The organism is Bradyrhizobium huanghuaihaiense, assembly GCF_025200885.1.
GTDB lineage: Bacteria > Pseudomonadota > Alphaproteobacteria > Rhizobiales > Xanthobacteraceae > Bradyrhizobium > Bradyrhizobium huanghuaihaiense.
The window spans coordinates 1,361,389-1,375,589 of the sequence record NZ_CP104172.1 but is presented as its reverse complement, the minus strand read 5'-3'; the positions used below and the strand labels follow the sequence as shown (position 1 = coordinate 1,375,589).

The window sequence follows — 14,201 nt, the reverse complement described above, 5'->3', positions numbered from 1 at the left end:
CGCCGTTCGTGGTTATGGATTCTCAGATGCGCAATTGCGCATCATAGCTCGCCGGTCCGCGGCGCCCCGGAATGACGGCGGAGAGATTTTCCGTCCTTACCCCACGCTCGCCGTCACCACCGCCATCACCGACAGCAGCAGCACGATGGTCATGAGCTGAAGTGACGCAACCGGCTGGGTGCGCCATGCCGTGATCTTGTCGGACAGCGACAGATGGGCCTCGAAGAACTTTGGTTCGTAGACGGTCTTGAAGACGGCGGGGAAGCTCGGACCCAGGGTTACTGCGAGCATTGCGTGCAGCATCGAGGCGACGGCGACGAAGATGGCGACGCCGGGGTCGCCGACGAGGTCGTGGTTGCCGACGAGCTTGAGCAGGAAGGCGGCGGTGGCGAAGGTCGGGAAGCTCTGCAGCGTCGCGGTCAGCGCGAGGCCTTCGAGCGCGTTGTGCAGGCGGGACTTTCTCGCGGCGGCGATGGCGGCCATGGCACGTCTCCCTGATGACATGGGGATGACGATAGCCGCGATGCCGGAGGGGTGATGTGAGATGGGTCACGCCCTGCCAGGCCCCTCTGCGGCCGCGGACAAATGAATGGCGTCAGAGCTGGCGGAAGAAGACGAGGTAGATCGCCAAGCCGACCGTCGAGAACGACAGCAGAACGCCAAGCCAATTGTATTTGACGCCCCGCGAGTGGAACGCGTTTCTCATGAAGCGAACGAGGAACCACAGGAACAGAATTGCGAGGACAAGGCCCCACAAGAACTTCCCGATGTCCATCGTCCCCTCGCTCGACTCAACCCCAGCGTTTGCGGCTGGAACTTACCATCGGGGCACGCCGGACAGAAGACGGTGAGGCACGGGGTTTTCCGTGCCTCTACAGCTTCCCCTGCCCGTTCACCTGGCCCTGCTGTGGCCGCTGCCTCTCCTGCTCCTTGGCGTGGTGCCTGCCGTAGAGACAGCCGGCGGCGGCGCCAAGCATGCCGTGATGGCCGGCATAGTGGCCGGCGACGCCGCCGACGACGGCGCCCTTGATGCAGCCCTTGGCGTTGGCGGCGGGGCTCGCGCCGAGCATGAGGAGCGCGGTAGCCACAGTCAGAAGCGTGGATTTCATGGATCGATATCTCCGGAGGCGATGTCCTGACATCAACGGGTGTTAACGGATTGAGGTTCCCTTGCGCGAGGCCCGGCAGGACGCCCCTGGCGATATGCGCGCGGCGTCATCGCGGGGACCCGAAGGCCCCCGTTCTCTTGCAGGCGCACAGGCGCGCAACCCGCAATTGTACCCCATGAACCGGGCATTGCGCCCGCGCGTCATAGGCTGCAATCAGCCCTGTGTTGTTGCGGATTGCCGATGCGCGAGATCGTGCGTTAGCGTTGCGCAGCGCCGCGGGGCCAACAAGGACGGGCGGAATGACGGTCGAGAAGCTCAATCGCCAGCGCGTGCTGCATCTGCTGGACACCATCGCGGCAGATGATCTCGAAGCCGCGCTGTCGTGCTGCACCGACGACATCGACTTCCTCACCCACGCGCCGATCGACGTGCTGCCGCACATGGGCCCCCGCCACGGTAAGCAAGAGCTGCGCGAGTTCTGGCGCACGGTGCAGGCGCGCTATTCCGAGACCCGCTATCAGGTGCCGCAGATCGTCGCCGAAGGCGACACCGTCGCGGCCTATCTGCGCGTGTTCTTCAAGAAGCGCAGCAACGAGCGCATCATTCAGGTCGACATGGCCGTGTTCTACACCTTCCGCGGCGGACAGGTGGCGCAGATCCGCGAGATCATCGATTCCTACGATCTGGTGCAGCAGGTGCTGGAGCGCGAGATCGGGCCGTTGATCACGGGGGCGGGTGCGGACGGGGTGTAACTGTCGTCCTGGCGAAGGCCAGGACGACGGCGAGGGTGCGGCGCTCCCTTGCGCATCTTCCACCTCCCCCCATTGAACCTCCCTCCCTGCCGCCGAGACCCATCCCGGGGCGTTGTGCACGCCGGCTGGGGTGATGGGCCGATGAAAGTCGTGTTGCTTGCTGTTTTGGGGCTGTTCCTGGGGACGCTGGGCGGCGCCGCGCTCGGCATCGGGGCCGGGCTCGCTTTCGTCGAAATCGCGCAAACCACGAATTTCGAAGGCCAAAACGGCATGCTGGTGTTCTTCACCTTCATGCCTTTGGGCGCTGCGATCGGCGGAATCGGCGGCGCGGTGCTGTTCGGCCTGCTGGCGCTGAGGGATGATACGGTCGCCATCGATCGGGAACCCGCAGTCCACGGGGATCGGTAGACGACCCCGGGGACCGGTAGATTACGGGGTTTTGTTGTGAATCTCACAAAGCGCAGTCAATTGTGCATTGCAAAAACGTGAATTGCGTTTTGGCCGAAATCAGCTATCTCGTTCGTATACAAATGAGTTGAGCGCCCCGGGGCACCTTTACGGTGCATGGGGTTGTTTTCCGTTTTTTCTGCAAGCCAGCGTCAGGACTGCCCAAATGACAGAGCACAGCCTCTGGCGTTTCTCGCGCGCATTGCACCGTGCGATCAACGACCGGCATTTTGAGGATATCGAGGCCCTGATCGACGAGGACGTCGAGTGGGCGCTCTATGGCCCGATCGACATGTTTCCGTTCCTCGGCGCGCGCCAGGGCAAGGAGGCCGTGCTCGACGTGATCCGGCAGCTCGCCGACAATTTCCAGGTCCGCCGCTTCGACCGCGAGAGCATCATGCTGGGCGTCGATTCCGCCGCCTCAATGCTGCGCTATTCGCTGACGGCGCTCGATTCCAACAAGCCGATCTCGTTGCGCGTCGCGCAGTTCGCCCAGTTCAGGGCGGGCAAGCTCATCAGCATGCGGGTGCTGATTGACACCTTCGACCTGATCGAGCAGGCACTCGGCCGCGCCATTCATCTGCCGAAGATGACCAGCGTCGGCTGAGGGGGACGCCAACGGGCCCCGCTTCCCGGGACCGGTGAAAAGGCGACCGCGACGTCCTGGCCTCCAGCCCCGCCGGATGCCGTCGCAGACAAGCCGTCATCGGGCGCGCGCCCTTCGCGCGGCCCGTTGGTTCGCGTCCCCAGCCAAGCGTCTCAAGCCAGGCGTCTCGAGGCGAGTCGCCACAATTTCGCAACGATAGGTGAGCATCCTCGCTGCGGAATAGCGCGTTGCGGATGGCCGCACTATATTGCCGGGCAGCATGCGCTGGGGTTTGCGGGCAGGACGATGGAATTCTCGACGGGTTTTGGCTGGGCCAGGCTGCCGGTGCTGGCGGCCGCATTCATCTTGGGATCGGTGCTGACGGTCTCGGCGCAGATCATTCCGCCCTTCTCCCCCGGCCCGGCCGCGGCGTCCGACGAGGAGGAGGCCGAGACGGCGGAGGCTCCCAGCGCCAACGACCCTGACGTGATGAAGGGCATCGACGTCGACAAGCTCGACTGGAGCCAGCTCGCCATCGACGCCGGCACGCTCAACGACATCATCGCCGCCAAGAAACGCGCGCAGGCCGCGGCCAATAGCGGACTGAACTGGTCGTCGAACGCCAATGCCAACGGCTCCTCGGCGGTGACGGTGAAGCAGTCGGTGTTCGAGTTCTGGGATACGCGGATCGGCGCCGACATGACGGTCGCGAGCGAGCCGCGGACGATGTCCGAGCTCCTGGCACAAAAGGCCGCCAATGGCGGCAGCCTGCCGCAATCCTCCGGCAGCGCCTGGGCGACCGCGACCGCGCCGGGCGCGGGGGTGATCTGGGACAAGACCGCGGTCGAGGCCCGCGTCGATCCCGGCTCCGAGCAGAGCAAGATCGGGGCGTCGCTGACCAAATCGATGCCGCTGTCGGGCGACACACAGCTGACGCTGCAGAACGGCTACAGCGTCAATCAGCAGGGCACCACCGCGGTCCCCGGCATCGGCGGCCACATCACGCGCAATTACGAGACCGATCAGACGGCCAAGGTCACCATCACCGACACCGGCACCAGCATCAGCGCGGGCCAGACGCTGTCGACCACCGACGACAAATGGCTGCGCAAGCTCGGCGCCGAGCAAAAACTGTTCGACAACGTCACCGTCTCCGGCTCGGTCGGCGAGACCTCGCAAGGCGCGATCAACAAGAGCGTGACGGCGGGATTCAAGAAGAGCTGGTGAGTTCTTCGCCTCTCCCCGCTTGCGGGGCAAGGGAGCGAAGCACCGGCCGAGCCGCGCATTCGCTTCGCCGCGCCTTCGCCATTTACACTCCCGTAACCATACGCCACGGCAAAGCCCCCGAATCGTCCGCCCTTGCCGTATCTCGGCCAAGTTGCGGTCAAATTCCGACGCCCTAGTCGGGCTGACCGAATTCGTCGTGCGGGGGACACTCGCGCTGCGCTCAACGCGAACAGGGGAACAACGATGAACGCCATTCGTCCGGAAAAGGTTGAAGCAACCGAGACCGAAACCGTCGACAACAATCTCGCGGCCGTGACCGAGGTCGAAGCCGGCATTCGCGATTTCGTCCGCAACGACATCGCCTATCTGCGCCGTCCGGCGTCGACCACCGACGCGCCGCCGCTCGATTCCAGCGCGGAGGCCACCGTCACCAACGTCAACTCGCTGATCCAGCGCGTCGCCGGCACCTCCCTCGCCGAGATCGAGAACCTGATCTCCGAGCTCGAGAGCCTGCGTGACCTGCTCCATGCCGAAGGCCAGCGCGTCCAGCGCGAGATCTCCGGCTACGCCCAGCTCAGCCAGGCCGCGATGAAGTCGACCCGCATGATCGCCGACAACGTCGCGCAGTGGAAGCGCGCCGCCGACGGCCTGCGCAACAGCTGATCGCCAGCACGACGCATCATTTGCCGCCGCGTTCCCGGAAGGGGGCGCGGCGGTTTTGATTCTTGCAGGTCTCGTGCCCCGGACGCGGTGCGGCACGCAGTGACGCACCGCAGAGCCGGGGCCCACAGTCGGGATGAACACGCGGCGCGATGGGTCCCGCGCAGCAGCGTTGCACGCTGCAGCGCGTCCGGGACACGAGGGTGCCCTTTGAACCCTCCGCCGCTTCCCGGCGACCAATGCCAAGCGCCCGTGCCGTTACGGCCGGGCTCAGGGGACATGTCAGATGGAAAGCATTCGGCCCGACACCACGGACCCCATACCGCTGCGACCCGCGCCGAACCAGTTCGGCACGATCATGCTGCGCTTTGTCGGATTGCTGGCGGTTGCGATCGCGGTGCTGGCGTTCGTCTATAGCCGCTGAGGCGGGGCTGAGGGCCCCGGAACTTTAACAGACCGTTACCGGTCAGCGTCCACGGTCGAGGCTTCCAGGGTGTAGCCGCCGTCGGCATAGCCCTTCACCACCATGCCGGCGACCAGCATCACGGCCAGCGTCGCGGTCGCAAAGATAAATCCAACAAACTTGAGTGCGCCGCGGTCAGCCATGGTCCTCGTCCCCTGTCTCTGTCTATTCGTTCAAATAGACAGCGACAGGTTCATAATTGGTTAGCAACTTGATGGTTCCGGCAATTGCTTCGCGGTAACCATGTTGCGCAGGCTTATGGCAGTCGCCCGGAAACGCGTCCATAGCGCACGGGCAACACTCGCGCACTCATTTGCCCCGTTCATCTTGGAACTGATCTAAGCCGTCTTCCGCAGCGGCACGAAGGCGCTGGCGGTGATGGAGTAGACCTCCTCGCCGCGCTGGTTGGTGCCGGTCGTGCGGGCCGTCAAGATGCCCCAGCCGGGACGCGAGGCGGAGGTGCGCTTGTCGATGACTTCGCTGACGTAAGAGACGGTGTCGCCGGCGAGCACAGGCCTGATCCAGCGCAGGTCGCGAAAGCCCGGCGACGGGCCCCACACCGCGACCTCCTCGCCGCGCGAAGCGGCCTCGCGCGCCAGGCGTTGGCCGTCGGCGACAAGCAGGCTCATGCAGGCCGAGCCGACATGCCAGCCCGAAGCCGCGAGCCCGCCGAACAGCGAGTTCTTGCCTTCCTCCTCGTCGAGGTGAAAGCGCTGCGGGTCGAACTTGGCGGCGAATGCCTTGATGGACTCCGCCGTGAACGTATAGGCGCCGATCTCGCGGCGCTGTCCGATCGCGATGTCTTCGAAGAACCGCATCAGGCCGCTCCCTCGCGCCGCTTGATCAGGATCGGCGACGTCATCTCGGCGAGCGCCTGCCCCGCGGCATTGCGCGCGGTGCACTTGAACTTGACGATGCCGAGCCCGGGGCGGCTCTTGGAGACCCGCGCCTCCAGCACGTCGACGTCGAGCGTGAGATCGTCGCCGGGGCGCAGAGGTGACAACCAGCGCACCTCGTCGACGCCGGGAGACCCCAGTGACGCGGCGCGGGTGATGAAACCGTCGGCCATCATCCGCATCATTAGCGAGCAGAGGTGCCAGCCCGAGCCGGACAGGCCGCGCAGCATGCTCTTGCTGGCTGCCTCCTCGTCGAGGTGCATCGGCTGCGGATCGAACTCGGCGGCAAAAGCCAAAATCTCGTCGCGGGTGACATGGCGCGGGCCGAACGTTCCGAACCGGCCGGGCGGGAAATCTTCGAAGGTCAGGGTCATCTTGGGAAAGCTTTGCGGGAATGACAGATTGTGGCCGTACTTTGCGGCAATCTCAACCCGCCGGCCCGCATGGCTCGTGCTACATATGGGGGATCGACGTTGATTTGAGTCGGATCGATCGGCGGCCGAAACCCGATTTGACGTCCCGATTTGCTTGGGGAGAGCGATGTTTTCATTCAGCGACCTGTTCCAATGGGACCGCTTCATCACGCCGACGATCATCAAGACCTTCTACTGGCTGGTGATCGCGCTGATCTGCCTGTTCGGCCTCTCCGGCATTTTCTCAGGGCTGGCCGCGATGGCGATCAGCCCGTTCGGCGGCTTCCTGGTGCTGCTGTCGTCGATCGCCAGCGTCGTGGTCGGGATCGTGTTCTCGCGCATCGTCGCGGAGCTGATCCTGATCGTCTTCCGCATCAACGAGCATCTCGGCGCGATCAGGGACCAGGGCGGCGGGATGCGGTGAGGCGGGCGCAGGTGCCGTAATCACCGGCCTCGTAGGGTGGGCAAAGGCGCACTGCGCCGTGCCCACCATTCTTCGATTTGAGAGAGATGTGGTGGGCACGCTTCGCTTTGCCCACCCTACGAGGCCGCTCTTTGCGGCTTACGTATTAAACCGGAAATGCATCACGTCGCCGTCGGCGACGACGTATTCCTTGCCTTCGAGGCGGAGCTTGCCGGCATCGCGGGCGCCGGCTTCGCCGTTCAGCGCGACGTAGTCCTCATACGCGATGGTCTCGGCGCGGATGAAACCCTTCTCGAAGTCGGTGTGGATCACACCGGCCGCGCCGGGCGCCTTGGTGCCGCGATGGATGGTCCAGGCGCGCGCCTCCTTCGGACCCACGGTGAAATAGGTGATGAGCTGGAGCAGCGAGTAGCCGGCGCGGATCAGGCGGTCGAGACCGGCCTCCTCCAGGCCCAGCGTCTCCAGGAAGTCGGCGCGCTCCTCACGCGAGATCGTCGCGATCTCGGATTCGATCTTGGCGGAGATGACGACGGCAACCGCGCCCTCCTTCGCCGCCTGCTCCTCGACCGCCTTGGAGAAGGCGTTGCCGGTTGCGGCCGAGCCTTCCTCGACGTTGCAGACATAGAGCACGGGCTTGGACGACAAGAGGCCGAGCATCGAGAAGGCGCGCTCCTCCTCGGCCTTGCGCTCGACGAGGCGCGCGGGCTTGCCGTCACGCAGCAGCACCAGGGTGCGGTTGACGAGGTCGAGCTGCTCCTTGGCGTCCTTGTCGTTGCCCTTGGCCTTCTTGGTGAGGTTGTCGACGCGCTTCTCGAGGCTGTCGAGGTCGGCGAGCATCAGCTCGGTCTCGATGGTCTCGATGTCGGCGAGCGGGGCGATCTTGCCCTCGACATGGGTGATGTCGGAATCTTCAAAGCAGCGCACGACATGCGCGATGGCGTCGACCTCGCGGATGTTGGCGAGGAACTGGTTGCCGAGGCCTTCGCCCTTGGAAGCGCCGCGCACGAGGCCGGCGATGTCGACGAAGGTCAGCCGGGTCGGGATGATCTGGCCCGACTTGGCGATCGCCGCGAGCTTGTCGAGCCGCGGATCGGGGACGGCGACCTCACCGACATTCGGCTCGATGGTGCAGAACGGATAGTTCGCAGCCTGCGCCGCGGCCGTCTCGGTCAGCGCATTGAACAAGGTCGACTTGCCGACATTGGGCAACCCGACGATCCCGCATTTAAATCCCACGAGCGTTATTCCTTGCCGTTCTCGTCCTTGGTCAAAAATCCCTTCGCCTGCATGGCCAGATGCACCCTGTTGGCAAAGGTCGCGTCCGTGCCCTTGGCGATCAGTGCGGCATGCTCGGCGACCGCGTCGCAGAGCGTCGCCACCCATTCGTTGTCGGCCTTGGCGAAGTCCGACAGCACGTGGCCGTGCACCATTTCCTTGACGCCGGGATGACCGATGCCGAGCCGCACCCGGCGATAGTCGTTGCCGATATGCGCCGAGATCGAGCGCAGGCCGTTATGGCCGGCAATGCCGCCGCCGATCTTCACCCGCACCTTGCCCGGCGGCAGTTCGAGCTCGTCGTGGAACACCGTGACGTCGCCCGGCGCGATCTTGAAGAAGCTCGCCGCCTCCTGCACTGCGCGACCGGAGTCGTTCATGTAGGTCGTCGGCTTGAGCAGGATCACGCGCTCAGTGCCCAGCGCCCCTTCCGAGGTCTCGCCCTGAAAACGACGGCGCCACGGCGAGAAGCTGTGACGCCGCGCGATCTCCTCGACGGCCATGAAGCCGATATTGTGCCGGTTACGTGCGTATTTCGCGCCGGGATTGCCGAGCCCAACAAAGAGTCGCATGACGCGGCGCGCCCCTCGCTCGGCGCGCGGCTAGAGACCGCGCGCCAGCTTTGAGAGATTACTTCTTCTTGTCGCCGCCGGCGGGAGCCTTGGCAGCCGCCGGAGCAGCAGCACCAGCCGCCGGAGCAGCCGCGCCAGCCGCCGGAGCAGCAGCGCCCGCAGCCGGAGCCGCGCCACCAGCAGCAGCTGCAGCCGCAGCCTTCTGCTCTTCGGCGTAGCCGGACGGCGGCACGATGGTGACGAGGGTCGCGTCCTCGCGGGTCAGCGCCTTCACGCCGGCCGGCAGCTTGACGTCCGACAAATGCAGCGAGTGACCGATTTCCAGCGAGCCGACATCGGCCTCGATGTACTGCGGGATGCTCTCGACACCGCATTCGAGCTCGATGGCGTGGGCAACGATGTTGACGGTGCCGCCGCGCTTCACGCCCGGGGAGCCTTCCGCCTTCACCACGTGCAAGGGCACGCTGATGCGGATGGTGGCGCCTTCGCCGAGCCGCATGAAGTCGACATGGATCGGGAAGTCCTTGACCGGATCGAGGTGGTAGTCGCGCGGAATCACGCGGTGCTTCTTGCCCTCGAGATCGATGTCGACCAGCGTGGTCAGGAACCGGCCGGCGAGGATGCGCTGGCGCAGTTCACGATCTTCGATCGAGATCGTGACGGGGGGCTGGTTGTTGCCATAGATCACTCCGGGCACTCTCCCGGCGCGACGCTCAGCCCGGGCGGCCCCCTTGCCGCTCTTCGGACGTGCGGTCGCCTTCAATTCCTTGACGGTCGTCGCCATGTCGTTAAGTCCTTGTTTTTGCAAAAGTTAATGGGCCGCAAGGCGGCCCATGGCATGGTCCGCAGCAAGCCTCCAGGGGTGCGGGGGCCGCAGACGTGGCGGGCTTTTACCCGGAAGATGCGGAAATGACAAGGAGAATGGGCGGCCGGAGCGTACCGGGTCTGCCGTCATTCCGGGGCGGTCGCGACAGCGGCCGAACCCGGAATCTCGAGATTCCGGGTTCGATGCTGCGCATCGCCCCGGAATGACGCCGAGAGAGATTATCCCCCCAGCTTGGCCTCCAGCGCCGCAATTCGCGCCTTCAGGGCCTCGTTCTCCTCACGCGCCAGGCGGGCCATGTCCTTGACCGCCTCGAACTCCTCGCGCTTGACGAGGTCCATGTCGCGCAGGAATTTTTCGGCCTGGGTGCGCATCACCGTGTCGAACTCGCGCTTGACGCCCTGGGCCGCACCGGCGGCGTCGTTCATCAGGCGGCCGATCTCGTCGAAAAACCGGTTGCTGGTCTGGGTCATGTCGGTCTCCTGGCGGCCTCAAGATAAACTTTGCGCGAACACTCGAAAAGACAATGGCAATCCGATTGGGCCGGTTCAAGAGCGAAGCGGCGGTATCCTTGTCATGCCCCGGTTTCCTTGCAATCGTATTCAACGTCCCGGCATAAGAAGAATCAGAAGGCGCATCAGATGATCGACCAGCAGATCGCGATTCCCACCAAGGACGGCCACACCGCAACCTTCATCAGCCATCCCGAACGCGGCGGACCGTTTCCGGTCATCCTGTTCTACATGGATGCGCCGGCGATCCGCGAAGAGCTGCGCGACATGGCGCGCCGGCTCGCGACATCAGGCTATTACGTGATGCTGCCGAACCTCTATTACCGCTCCGGCGTGATGGAGCTCGGCGCGCTGCCGGCCGACCCGAACGCGCCGGAGCGCAAGCGCATGTTCGCGCTGATGGGCTCGCTCACCATTCCCATGATCATGGACGACACGCGCGCCCTGCTCACCTATGCCGAGGGCCAGGCGGCCGCCGACACGAAGCTCGTCGGCACCGTCGGCTATTGCATGAGCGGACGCTACGCCGTGAATGCCGCCACGCACTTCCCCGACCGCGTCAAGGCCGCCGCCTCGGTCTACGGCACGCAGCTCGCGACCGACCAGGACGACAGCCCGCATCTCGCAGCGAGCAAAACCAAAGCCGAGCTCTATTTCGCCTGCGCCGAGACCGACATCTACGCGCCGACGGAGATCATCGAGAAGGTCAGGCAGGGCATGACCGGCGCCAAAGCCGAGGTCGAGATCTATCCCGGAACGCATCACGGTTTTGCCTTTCCCAAGCGTCCGGTCTACGACCGCGACGCCGCAGAGCGGCACTGGGAGCGTTTGCTGGCGCTCTATCGCCGCAATCTCGTGTGAGCGGTATGGATAGGCGCATCCGCGAATTCGGTGCACCTCTCCCGCTTGCGGGAGAGGTCGCGCTGAAAGCGCGGGTGAGGGCTTTCTCCTCGCTGGGGTTCTTTCGGCGGAAGCACCCTCTCCCCTGCCCCCCCGCAAGCGGGGGAGGGTGCGCAGCTCCGTCGGGGCCGCAGCTTGCCCATCAAACTCTAGAAGCAAGGCGTGATGCCCTTTCTGCTCATCGACTTTCCCTCGTTCAGTCCAATCGCGCTCCAGATCGGACCGTTTGCGATCCGCTGGTACGCGCTTGGCTATATCTGCGGGATCACGTTCGGCTGGCTCTATGCCCGCGCACTGATCAAGAACGACAGGCTGTGGGCCGGCTCGTCGCCGATCAGCCTGGTGCAGATCGACGATTTCATCTTGTGGGTGACACTCGGCATCATCGTCGGCGGCCGCACCGGTTACGTCCTGTTCTACAATCTGCCCTTCTTCATCGAGCACCCGGCCGCCATCTTCAAATTGTGGGAAGGCGGCATGTCCTTCCATGGCGGCTTCCTCGGTTGCGTCGTGGCGGTGATGGGGTTCGCCAGGAAGAACCGCATCTCGATCCTGTCGCTCGGCGACATCACCTGCGGCGTTGCACCGATCGGGATTTTCCTGGTGCGGCTGACCAACTTCATCAACGGCGAGTTGTGGGGCCGCGCTGCCGACCCCAGCCTGCCCTGGGCCATGATCTTTCCGACCGGCGGCGACGTGCCGCGCCACCCGAGCCAGCTCTACGAGGCAGGCATGGAGGGGCTGCTGCTCTTCATCGTGCTCGCCGTGATGATCCGCCGCGGCGCCCTGAAGCGGCCGGGGCTCATCCTCGGCAGCTTCATCCTGATCTACGGCCTGACCCGGATCATCGGCGAGCATTTCCGCGAGCCGGACGTCCAGCTCGGTTACCTCTGGGGCGGATTAACCATGGGCATGCTGTTGTCGATCCCGATGCTTATTGTCGGCCTCATACTTATTGTATTGGCAGTGCGGCGCGGTGCGCCGGAGCCGATCGAGGCCGTTCGTTAATTCATTTCGAGAAAGCACGCAGTGACCGACCAGCCGCTACTCAACGAGATCAAGGCGCTGATCAAAGCCTCGGGCCCGATGCCGGTCTGGCGGTACATGGAACTGTGCCTGATGCATCCGCGCTATGGCTATTACGTCTCGCGCGATCCGCTCGGGCGTGAGGGCGATTTCACCACCGCGCCCGAGGTCAGCCAGATGTTCGGCGAGCTCTTGGGACTGTGGACCGCCTCTGTCTGGAAGCAGATGGGCTCGCCGCAATTCTTGCGGCTGATCGAGCTCGGCCCCGGCCGCGGCACCATGATGGCGGATGCGCTGCGTGCACTCCGCGTGCTGCCGCCGCTCTACCAGGCGCTCCACATCCACATGGTCGAGGTCAATCCTGTGCTGCGCGAGCGGCAGAGCGCAACGCTGGCGGGCGTGCGCAACATCTCCTGGCACGACAGCATCGACGACGTGCCGGAAGGACCAAGCGTCATCCTCGCCAACGAATATTTCGACGTGCTGCCGATCCACCAGATGGTCAGGCTCGAGAACGGCTGGCACGAGCGCGTGATCGAGATCGACCCGAACGGCAAGCTGCAGTTCGGCGCGGCGTCCGAGCCGACGCCGCGCTTCGACGTGCTGCTGCCGCCTCTGGTGCGCGCAGCCCCGGTCGGCGCCGTGTTCGAATGGCGGCCGGACGGCGAGATCATGAAGCTCGCCACGCGCGTACGCGACCAGGACGGCGCGGCGCTGATCATCGACTACGGCCACTTACGCAGCGATGCCGGCGACACCTTCCAGGCCATCGCGCGCCATACCTTCACCGATCCCTTGAAGGCGCCGGGCCAGGCCGACGTCACCGCCCACGTCGATTTCCAGGCGCTGGCGCGCGCGGCGGAAGATGTTGGTGCTCGCGTGCACGGCCCGGTGACACAGGGCGACTTCCTCAAGCGCGTCGGCATCGACACCCGCGCCGCCGCCCTGATGCAGAAGGCGACCCCGGAAGTCGCCACCGACATTTCGGTTGCGCTCAAGCGCCTGACCGACACGGGACGCAGCGGCATGGGCTCGATGTTCAAGGTGCTCGGCATCTCCGAGCCGCGGCTGACAGGCATTGCCGGTCTCAGCGATCTCGAACACGCCGGAGGAAATTGATGACTGTTGCCTCGTCGCTGCTGTCGGCGGTTCCCGGCCTGCGCCATGCCTTCTTCACCCGCGAGGGCGGCGTCTCCGGCGGCATTTATTCTGCGCTGAACGGCGGACTCGGCTCCAACGACGATCAGGCCCTCGTTGCGGAAAACCGCCGCCGCATGGCCGAGCATGTCGGCGTCGCGCCGGAGCGCTTCATCAGCCTGCACCAGATCCATTCGCCCGACGTGCTCATCGCCGAACTGCCGTGGCCGAGCGGCCCGCGGCCGAAGGGCGACGCGCTGGTCACGAAGACGCCCGGCATTGCGCTCGGCGTTTCCACCGCCGATTGCGGGCCGGTGCTGTTCGTCGATCCCAACGCGCGCGTGATCGGCGGCGCGCATGCGGGCTGGAAGGGTGCGCTGACCGGCGTGCTGGAATCCACGATCTCGGCCATGGAGAAGCTCGGCGCCACGCGCGGCGGCATCATCGCCGCGATCGGCCCCTTGATCCGGCGGGAGAGCTACGAGGTCGGCAACGAGTTCGTCGCGCGCTTCATCGAGGCGGACGCGGACAACGCGGTGTTCTTCATTCCCTCGGTGCGCGAGGGTCACGCGATGTTCGATCTCGCCGGTTTCATCCGCAAGCGGCTGGAGGCGGCCGGCATCCTGATGATCGACGACCTTGGTCTCGACACCTACGCCGACGAGCGCTTCTTCAGCTATCGCCGCTCGGTGCATCGCAAGGAGCCGGATTACGGCCGGCACGTTCACGCGATCGCGCTCGAAGCGTGAGGTCTCGTGCCCCGGACGCGGCGCAGCAGGCAAGTGATGCGCCGCTGAGCCGGGGCCCATGTCTCCACGATCTCGATCTCGGCGGCAATCTGGGTCCCGGCTCAGCGCAGCGGCACTGCGCGCCGCAGCGCGTCCGGGACACGCACCGTTTTCCCGACCATCGCTTTGAAAGCTGCACGCTAGACGCGTGAACACAAAGGCAACCTCGTGTCATTCCGGGGCGGCTCGAA

21 protein-coding genes are annotated in these 14,201 nt (G+C 65.1%); 11 read left to right on the top strand and 10 right to left on the bottom strand.

The genetic code is table 11. The features are described 5' to 3' along the window. Nucleotides 1-96 precede the first annotated feature (96 nt). The 3 genes from N2603_RS06515 to N2603_RS06505 form a co-directional block, all read right to left on the bottom strand. Nucleotides 97-483: a hypothetical protein gene (locus N2603_RS06515; RefSeq protein ID WP_260388109.1), complete on the bottom strand. Its 387-nt coding sequence runs from the start codon at nt 481-483 to the stop codon at nt 97-99. A 112-nt stretch (nt 484-595) separates the two neighbouring features. Beyond that, a complete protein-coding gene (locus tag N2603_RS06510; protein ID WP_260388108.1) occupies nt 596-775 on the bottom strand; it encodes a hypothetical protein in 180 nt (59 codons plus the stop codon). A gap of 97 nt (nt 776-872) precedes the next feature. Beyond that, nucleotides 873-1,109 (bottom strand): hypothetical protein, encoded by a 237-nt coding sequence (locus N2603_RS06505; RefSeq protein WP_260388107.1) that lies wholly within the window; start codon nt 1,107-1,109, stop codon nt 873-875. Between the two features lie 299 nt (nt 1,110-1,408). On the opposite strand from N2603_RS06505, the gene N2603_RS06500 reads away from it, so the two are divergent. The 6 genes from N2603_RS06500 (at nt 1,409) to N2603_RS06475 (ending at nt 5,205) form a co-directional block, all read left to right on the top strand. After that, a complete protein-coding gene (locus N2603_RS06500) occupies nt 1,409-1,861 on the top strand; it encodes a nuclear transport factor 2 family protein (RefSeq protein WP_260388106.1) in 453 nt (150 codons plus the stop codon). A gap of 141 nt (nt 1,862-2,002) precedes the next feature. Continuing rightward, nucleotides 2,003-2,269, top strand: coding sequence for a hypothetical protein (locus N2603_RS06495; RefSeq protein ID WP_260388105.1), 267 nt, complete (start codon nt 2,003-2,005; stop codon nt 2,267-2,269). A gap of 205 nt (nt 2,270-2,474) precedes the next feature. Then, entirely contained in the window at nt 2,475-2,915 is a 441-nt protein-coding gene (locus N2603_RS06490; protein WP_063687320.1) for a nuclear transport factor 2 family protein, read from the top strand. Nucleotides 2,916-3,200: 285 nt separating this feature from the next. After that, entirely contained in the window at nt 3,201-4,121 is a 921-nt protein-coding gene (locus tag N2603_RS06485) for a hypothetical protein (protein ID WP_260388104.1), read from the top strand. Nucleotides 4,122-4,364: 243 nt separating this feature from the next. Then, on the top strand, nt 4,365-4,784 hold the full coding sequence (locus tag N2603_RS06480; protein WP_018648328.1) for a hypothetical protein: 420 nt from the start codon (nt 4,365-4,367) through the stop codon (nt 4,782-4,784). A 283-nt stretch (nt 4,785-5,067) separates the two neighbouring features. After that, entirely contained in the window at nt 5,068-5,205 is a 138-nt protein-coding gene (locus N2603_RS06475) for a hypothetical protein (protein WP_018648329.1), read from the top strand. Between the two features lie 35 nt (nt 5,206-5,240). Here the strand turns inward: N2603_RS06475 and N2603_RS06470 are convergent, their stop codons facing one another. From N2603_RS06470 to N2603_RS06460, 3 genes are all read right to left on the bottom strand, one after another. Further along, nucleotides 5,241-5,387, bottom strand: a complete 147-nt coding sequence (locus N2603_RS06470; RefSeq protein WP_018648330.1) for a hypothetical protein — start codon at nt 5,385-5,387, stop codon at nt 5,241-5,243. Between the two features lie 195 nt (nt 5,388-5,582). After that, a complete protein-coding gene (locus N2603_RS06465) occupies nt 5,583-6,062 on the bottom strand; it encodes a MaoC family dehydratase (protein ID WP_260388103.1) in 480 nt (159 codons plus the stop codon). Then, nucleotides 6,062-6,514, bottom strand: coding sequence for a MaoC family dehydratase (locus tag N2603_RS06460; RefSeq protein WP_018648332.1), 453 nt, complete (start codon nt 6,512-6,514; stop codon nt 6,062-6,064). Before N2603_RS06460 ends, N2603_RS06465 begins: the two co-directional genes overlap by 1 nt. A 166-nt stretch (nt 6,515-6,680) precedes the next feature. On the opposite strand from N2603_RS06460, the gene N2603_RS06455 reads away from it, so the two are divergent. Next, a complete protein-coding gene (locus tag N2603_RS06455) occupies nt 6,681-6,977 on the top strand; it encodes a DUF4282 domain-containing protein (protein ID WP_018648333.1) in 297 nt (98 codons plus the stop codon). A 138-nt stretch (nt 6,978-7,115) separates the two neighbouring features. Here the strand turns inward: N2603_RS06455 and ychF are convergent, their stop codons facing one another. The 4 genes from ychF to N2603_RS06435 form a co-directional block, all read right to left on the bottom strand. Further along, a complete protein-coding gene (ychF, locus tag N2603_RS06450) occupies nt 7,116-8,213 on the bottom strand; it encodes a redox-regulated ATPase YchF (RefSeq protein ID WP_018648334.1) in 1,098 nt (365 codons plus the stop codon). Nucleotides 8,214-8,218: 5 nt separating this feature from the next. Further along, the gene (gene pth, locus N2603_RS06445; RefSeq protein ID WP_260388102.1) at nt 8,219-8,824 is read right to left on the bottom strand and encodes an aminoacyl-tRNA hydrolase; all 606 of its coding nucleotides are present in this window, start codon (nt 8,822-8,824) and stop codon (nt 8,219-8,221) included. Nucleotides 8,825-8,882: 58 nt separating this feature from the next. Then, nucleotides 8,883-9,608: a 50S ribosomal protein L25/general stress protein Ctc gene (locus N2603_RS06440; RefSeq protein WP_260388101.1), complete on the bottom strand. Its 726-nt coding sequence runs from the start codon at nt 9,606-9,608 to the stop codon at nt 8,883-8,885. A 260-nt stretch (nt 9,609-9,868) separates the two neighbouring features. After that, nucleotides 9,869-10,120, bottom strand: a complete 252-nt coding sequence (locus tag N2603_RS06435; protein ID WP_018648337.1) for an accessory factor UbiK family protein — start codon at nt 10,118-10,120, stop codon at nt 9,869-9,871. A gap of 168 nt (nt 10,121-10,288) precedes the next feature. On the opposite strand from N2603_RS06435, the gene N2603_RS06430 reads away from it, so the two are divergent. The 4 genes from N2603_RS06430 (at nt 10,289) to pgeF (ending at nt 13,971) form a co-directional block, all read left to right on the top strand. Then, on the top strand, nt 10,289-11,020 hold the full coding sequence (locus tag N2603_RS06430; protein ID WP_260388100.1) for a dienelactone hydrolase family protein: 732 nt from the start codon (nt 10,289-10,291) through the stop codon (nt 11,018-11,020). Nucleotides 11,021-11,224: 204 nt separating this feature from the next. Continuing rightward, nucleotides 11,225-12,067: a prolipoprotein diacylglyceryl transferase gene (gene lgt / locus N2603_RS06425; RefSeq protein WP_260388099.1), complete on the top strand. Its 843-nt coding sequence runs from the start codon at nt 11,225-11,227 to the stop codon at nt 12,065-12,067. A gap of 21 nt (nt 12,068-12,088) precedes the next feature. After that, a complete protein-coding gene (locus N2603_RS06420; RefSeq protein ID WP_260388098.1) occupies nt 12,089-13,204 on the top strand; it encodes a class I SAM-dependent methyltransferase in 1,116 nt (371 codons plus the stop codon). Next, entirely contained in the window at nt 13,204-13,971 is a 768-nt protein-coding gene (pgeF, locus tag N2603_RS06415) for a peptidoglycan editing factor PgeF (protein ID WP_260388097.1), read from the top strand. The genes N2603_RS06420 and pgeF overlap by 1 nt, the downstream gene beginning before the upstream one ends. Nucleotides 13,972-14,201: the final 230 nt, after the last annotated feature.

Excerpts from the sequence above, each read along its gene's own strand:
- N2603_RS06495 (WP_260388105.1), top strand. The coding sequence starts at position 2,003 with ATGAAAGTCGTGTTGCTTGCTGTTTTGGGGCTGTTCCTGGGGACGCTG.
- lgt (WP_260388099.1), top strand. The coding sequence starts at position 11,225 with ATGCCCTTTCTGCTCATCGACTTTCCCTCGTTCAGTCCAATCGCGCTC.
- N2603_RS06455 (WP_018648333.1), top strand. The coding sequence starts at position 6,681 with ATGTTTTCATTCAGCGACCTGTTCCAATGGGACCGCTTCATCACGCCG.
- N2603_RS06490 (WP_063687320.1), top strand. The coding sequence starts at position 2,475 with ATGACAGAGCACAGCCTCTGGCGTTTCTCGCGCGCATTGCACCGTGCG.
- pth (WP_260388102.1), bottom strand. The coding sequence starts at position 8,824 with ATGCGACTCTTTGTTGGGCTCGGCAATCCCGGCGCGAAATACGCACGT.
- N2603_RS06485 (WP_260388104.1), top strand. The coding sequence starts at position 3,201 with ATGGAATTCTCGACGGGTTTTGGCTGGGCCAGGCTGCCGGTGCTGGCG.
- N2603_RS06500 (WP_260388106.1), top strand. The coding sequence starts at position 1,409 with ATGACGGTCGAGAAGCTCAATCGCCAGCGCGTGCTGCATCTGCTGGAC.
- N2603_RS06470 (WP_018648330.1), bottom strand. The coding sequence starts at position 5,387 with ATGGCTGACCGCGGCGCACTCAAGTTTGTTGGATTTATCTTTGCGACC.
- pgeF (WP_260388097.1), top strand. The coding sequence starts at position 13,204 with ATGACTGTTGCCTCGTCGCTGCTGTCGGCGGTTCCCGGCCTGCGCCAT.
- N2603_RS06440 (WP_260388101.1), bottom strand. The coding sequence starts at position 9,608 with ATGGCGACGACCGTCAAGGAATTGAAGGCGACCGCACGTCCGAAGAGC.
- N2603_RS06465 (WP_260388103.1), bottom strand. The coding sequence starts at position 6,062 with ATGCGGTTCTTCGAAGACATCGCGATCGGACAGCGCCGCGAGATCGGC.
- N2603_RS06430 (WP_260388100.1), top strand. The coding sequence starts at position 10,289 with ATGATCGACCAGCAGATCGCGATTCCCACCAAGGACGGCCACACCGCA.
- N2603_RS06510 (WP_260388108.1), bottom strand. The coding sequence starts at position 775 with ATGGACATCGGGAAGTTCTTGTGGGGCCTTGTCCTCGCAATTCTGTTC.
- N2603_RS06480 (WP_018648328.1), top strand. The coding sequence starts at position 4,365 with ATGAACGCCATTCGTCCGGAAAAGGTTGAAGCAACCGAGACCGAAACC.
- N2603_RS06475 (WP_018648329.1), top strand. The coding sequence starts at position 5,068 with ATGGAAAGCATTCGGCCCGACACCACGGACCCCATACCGCTGCGACCC.
- N2603_RS06435 (WP_018648337.1), bottom strand. The coding sequence starts at position 10,120 with ATGACCCAGACCAGCAACCGGTTTTTCGACGAGATCGGCCGCCTGATG.
- N2603_RS06460 (WP_018648332.1), bottom strand. The coding sequence starts at position 6,514 with ATGACCCTGACCTTCGAAGATTTCCCGCCCGGCCGGTTCGGAACGTTC.
- N2603_RS06505 (WP_260388107.1), bottom strand. The coding sequence starts at position 1,109 with ATGAAATCCACGCTTCTGACTGTGGCTACCGCGCTCCTCATGCTCGGC.
- N2603_RS06515 (WP_260388109.1), bottom strand. The coding sequence starts at position 483 with ATGGCCGCCATCGCCGCCGCGAGAAAGTCCCGCCTGCACAACGCGCTC.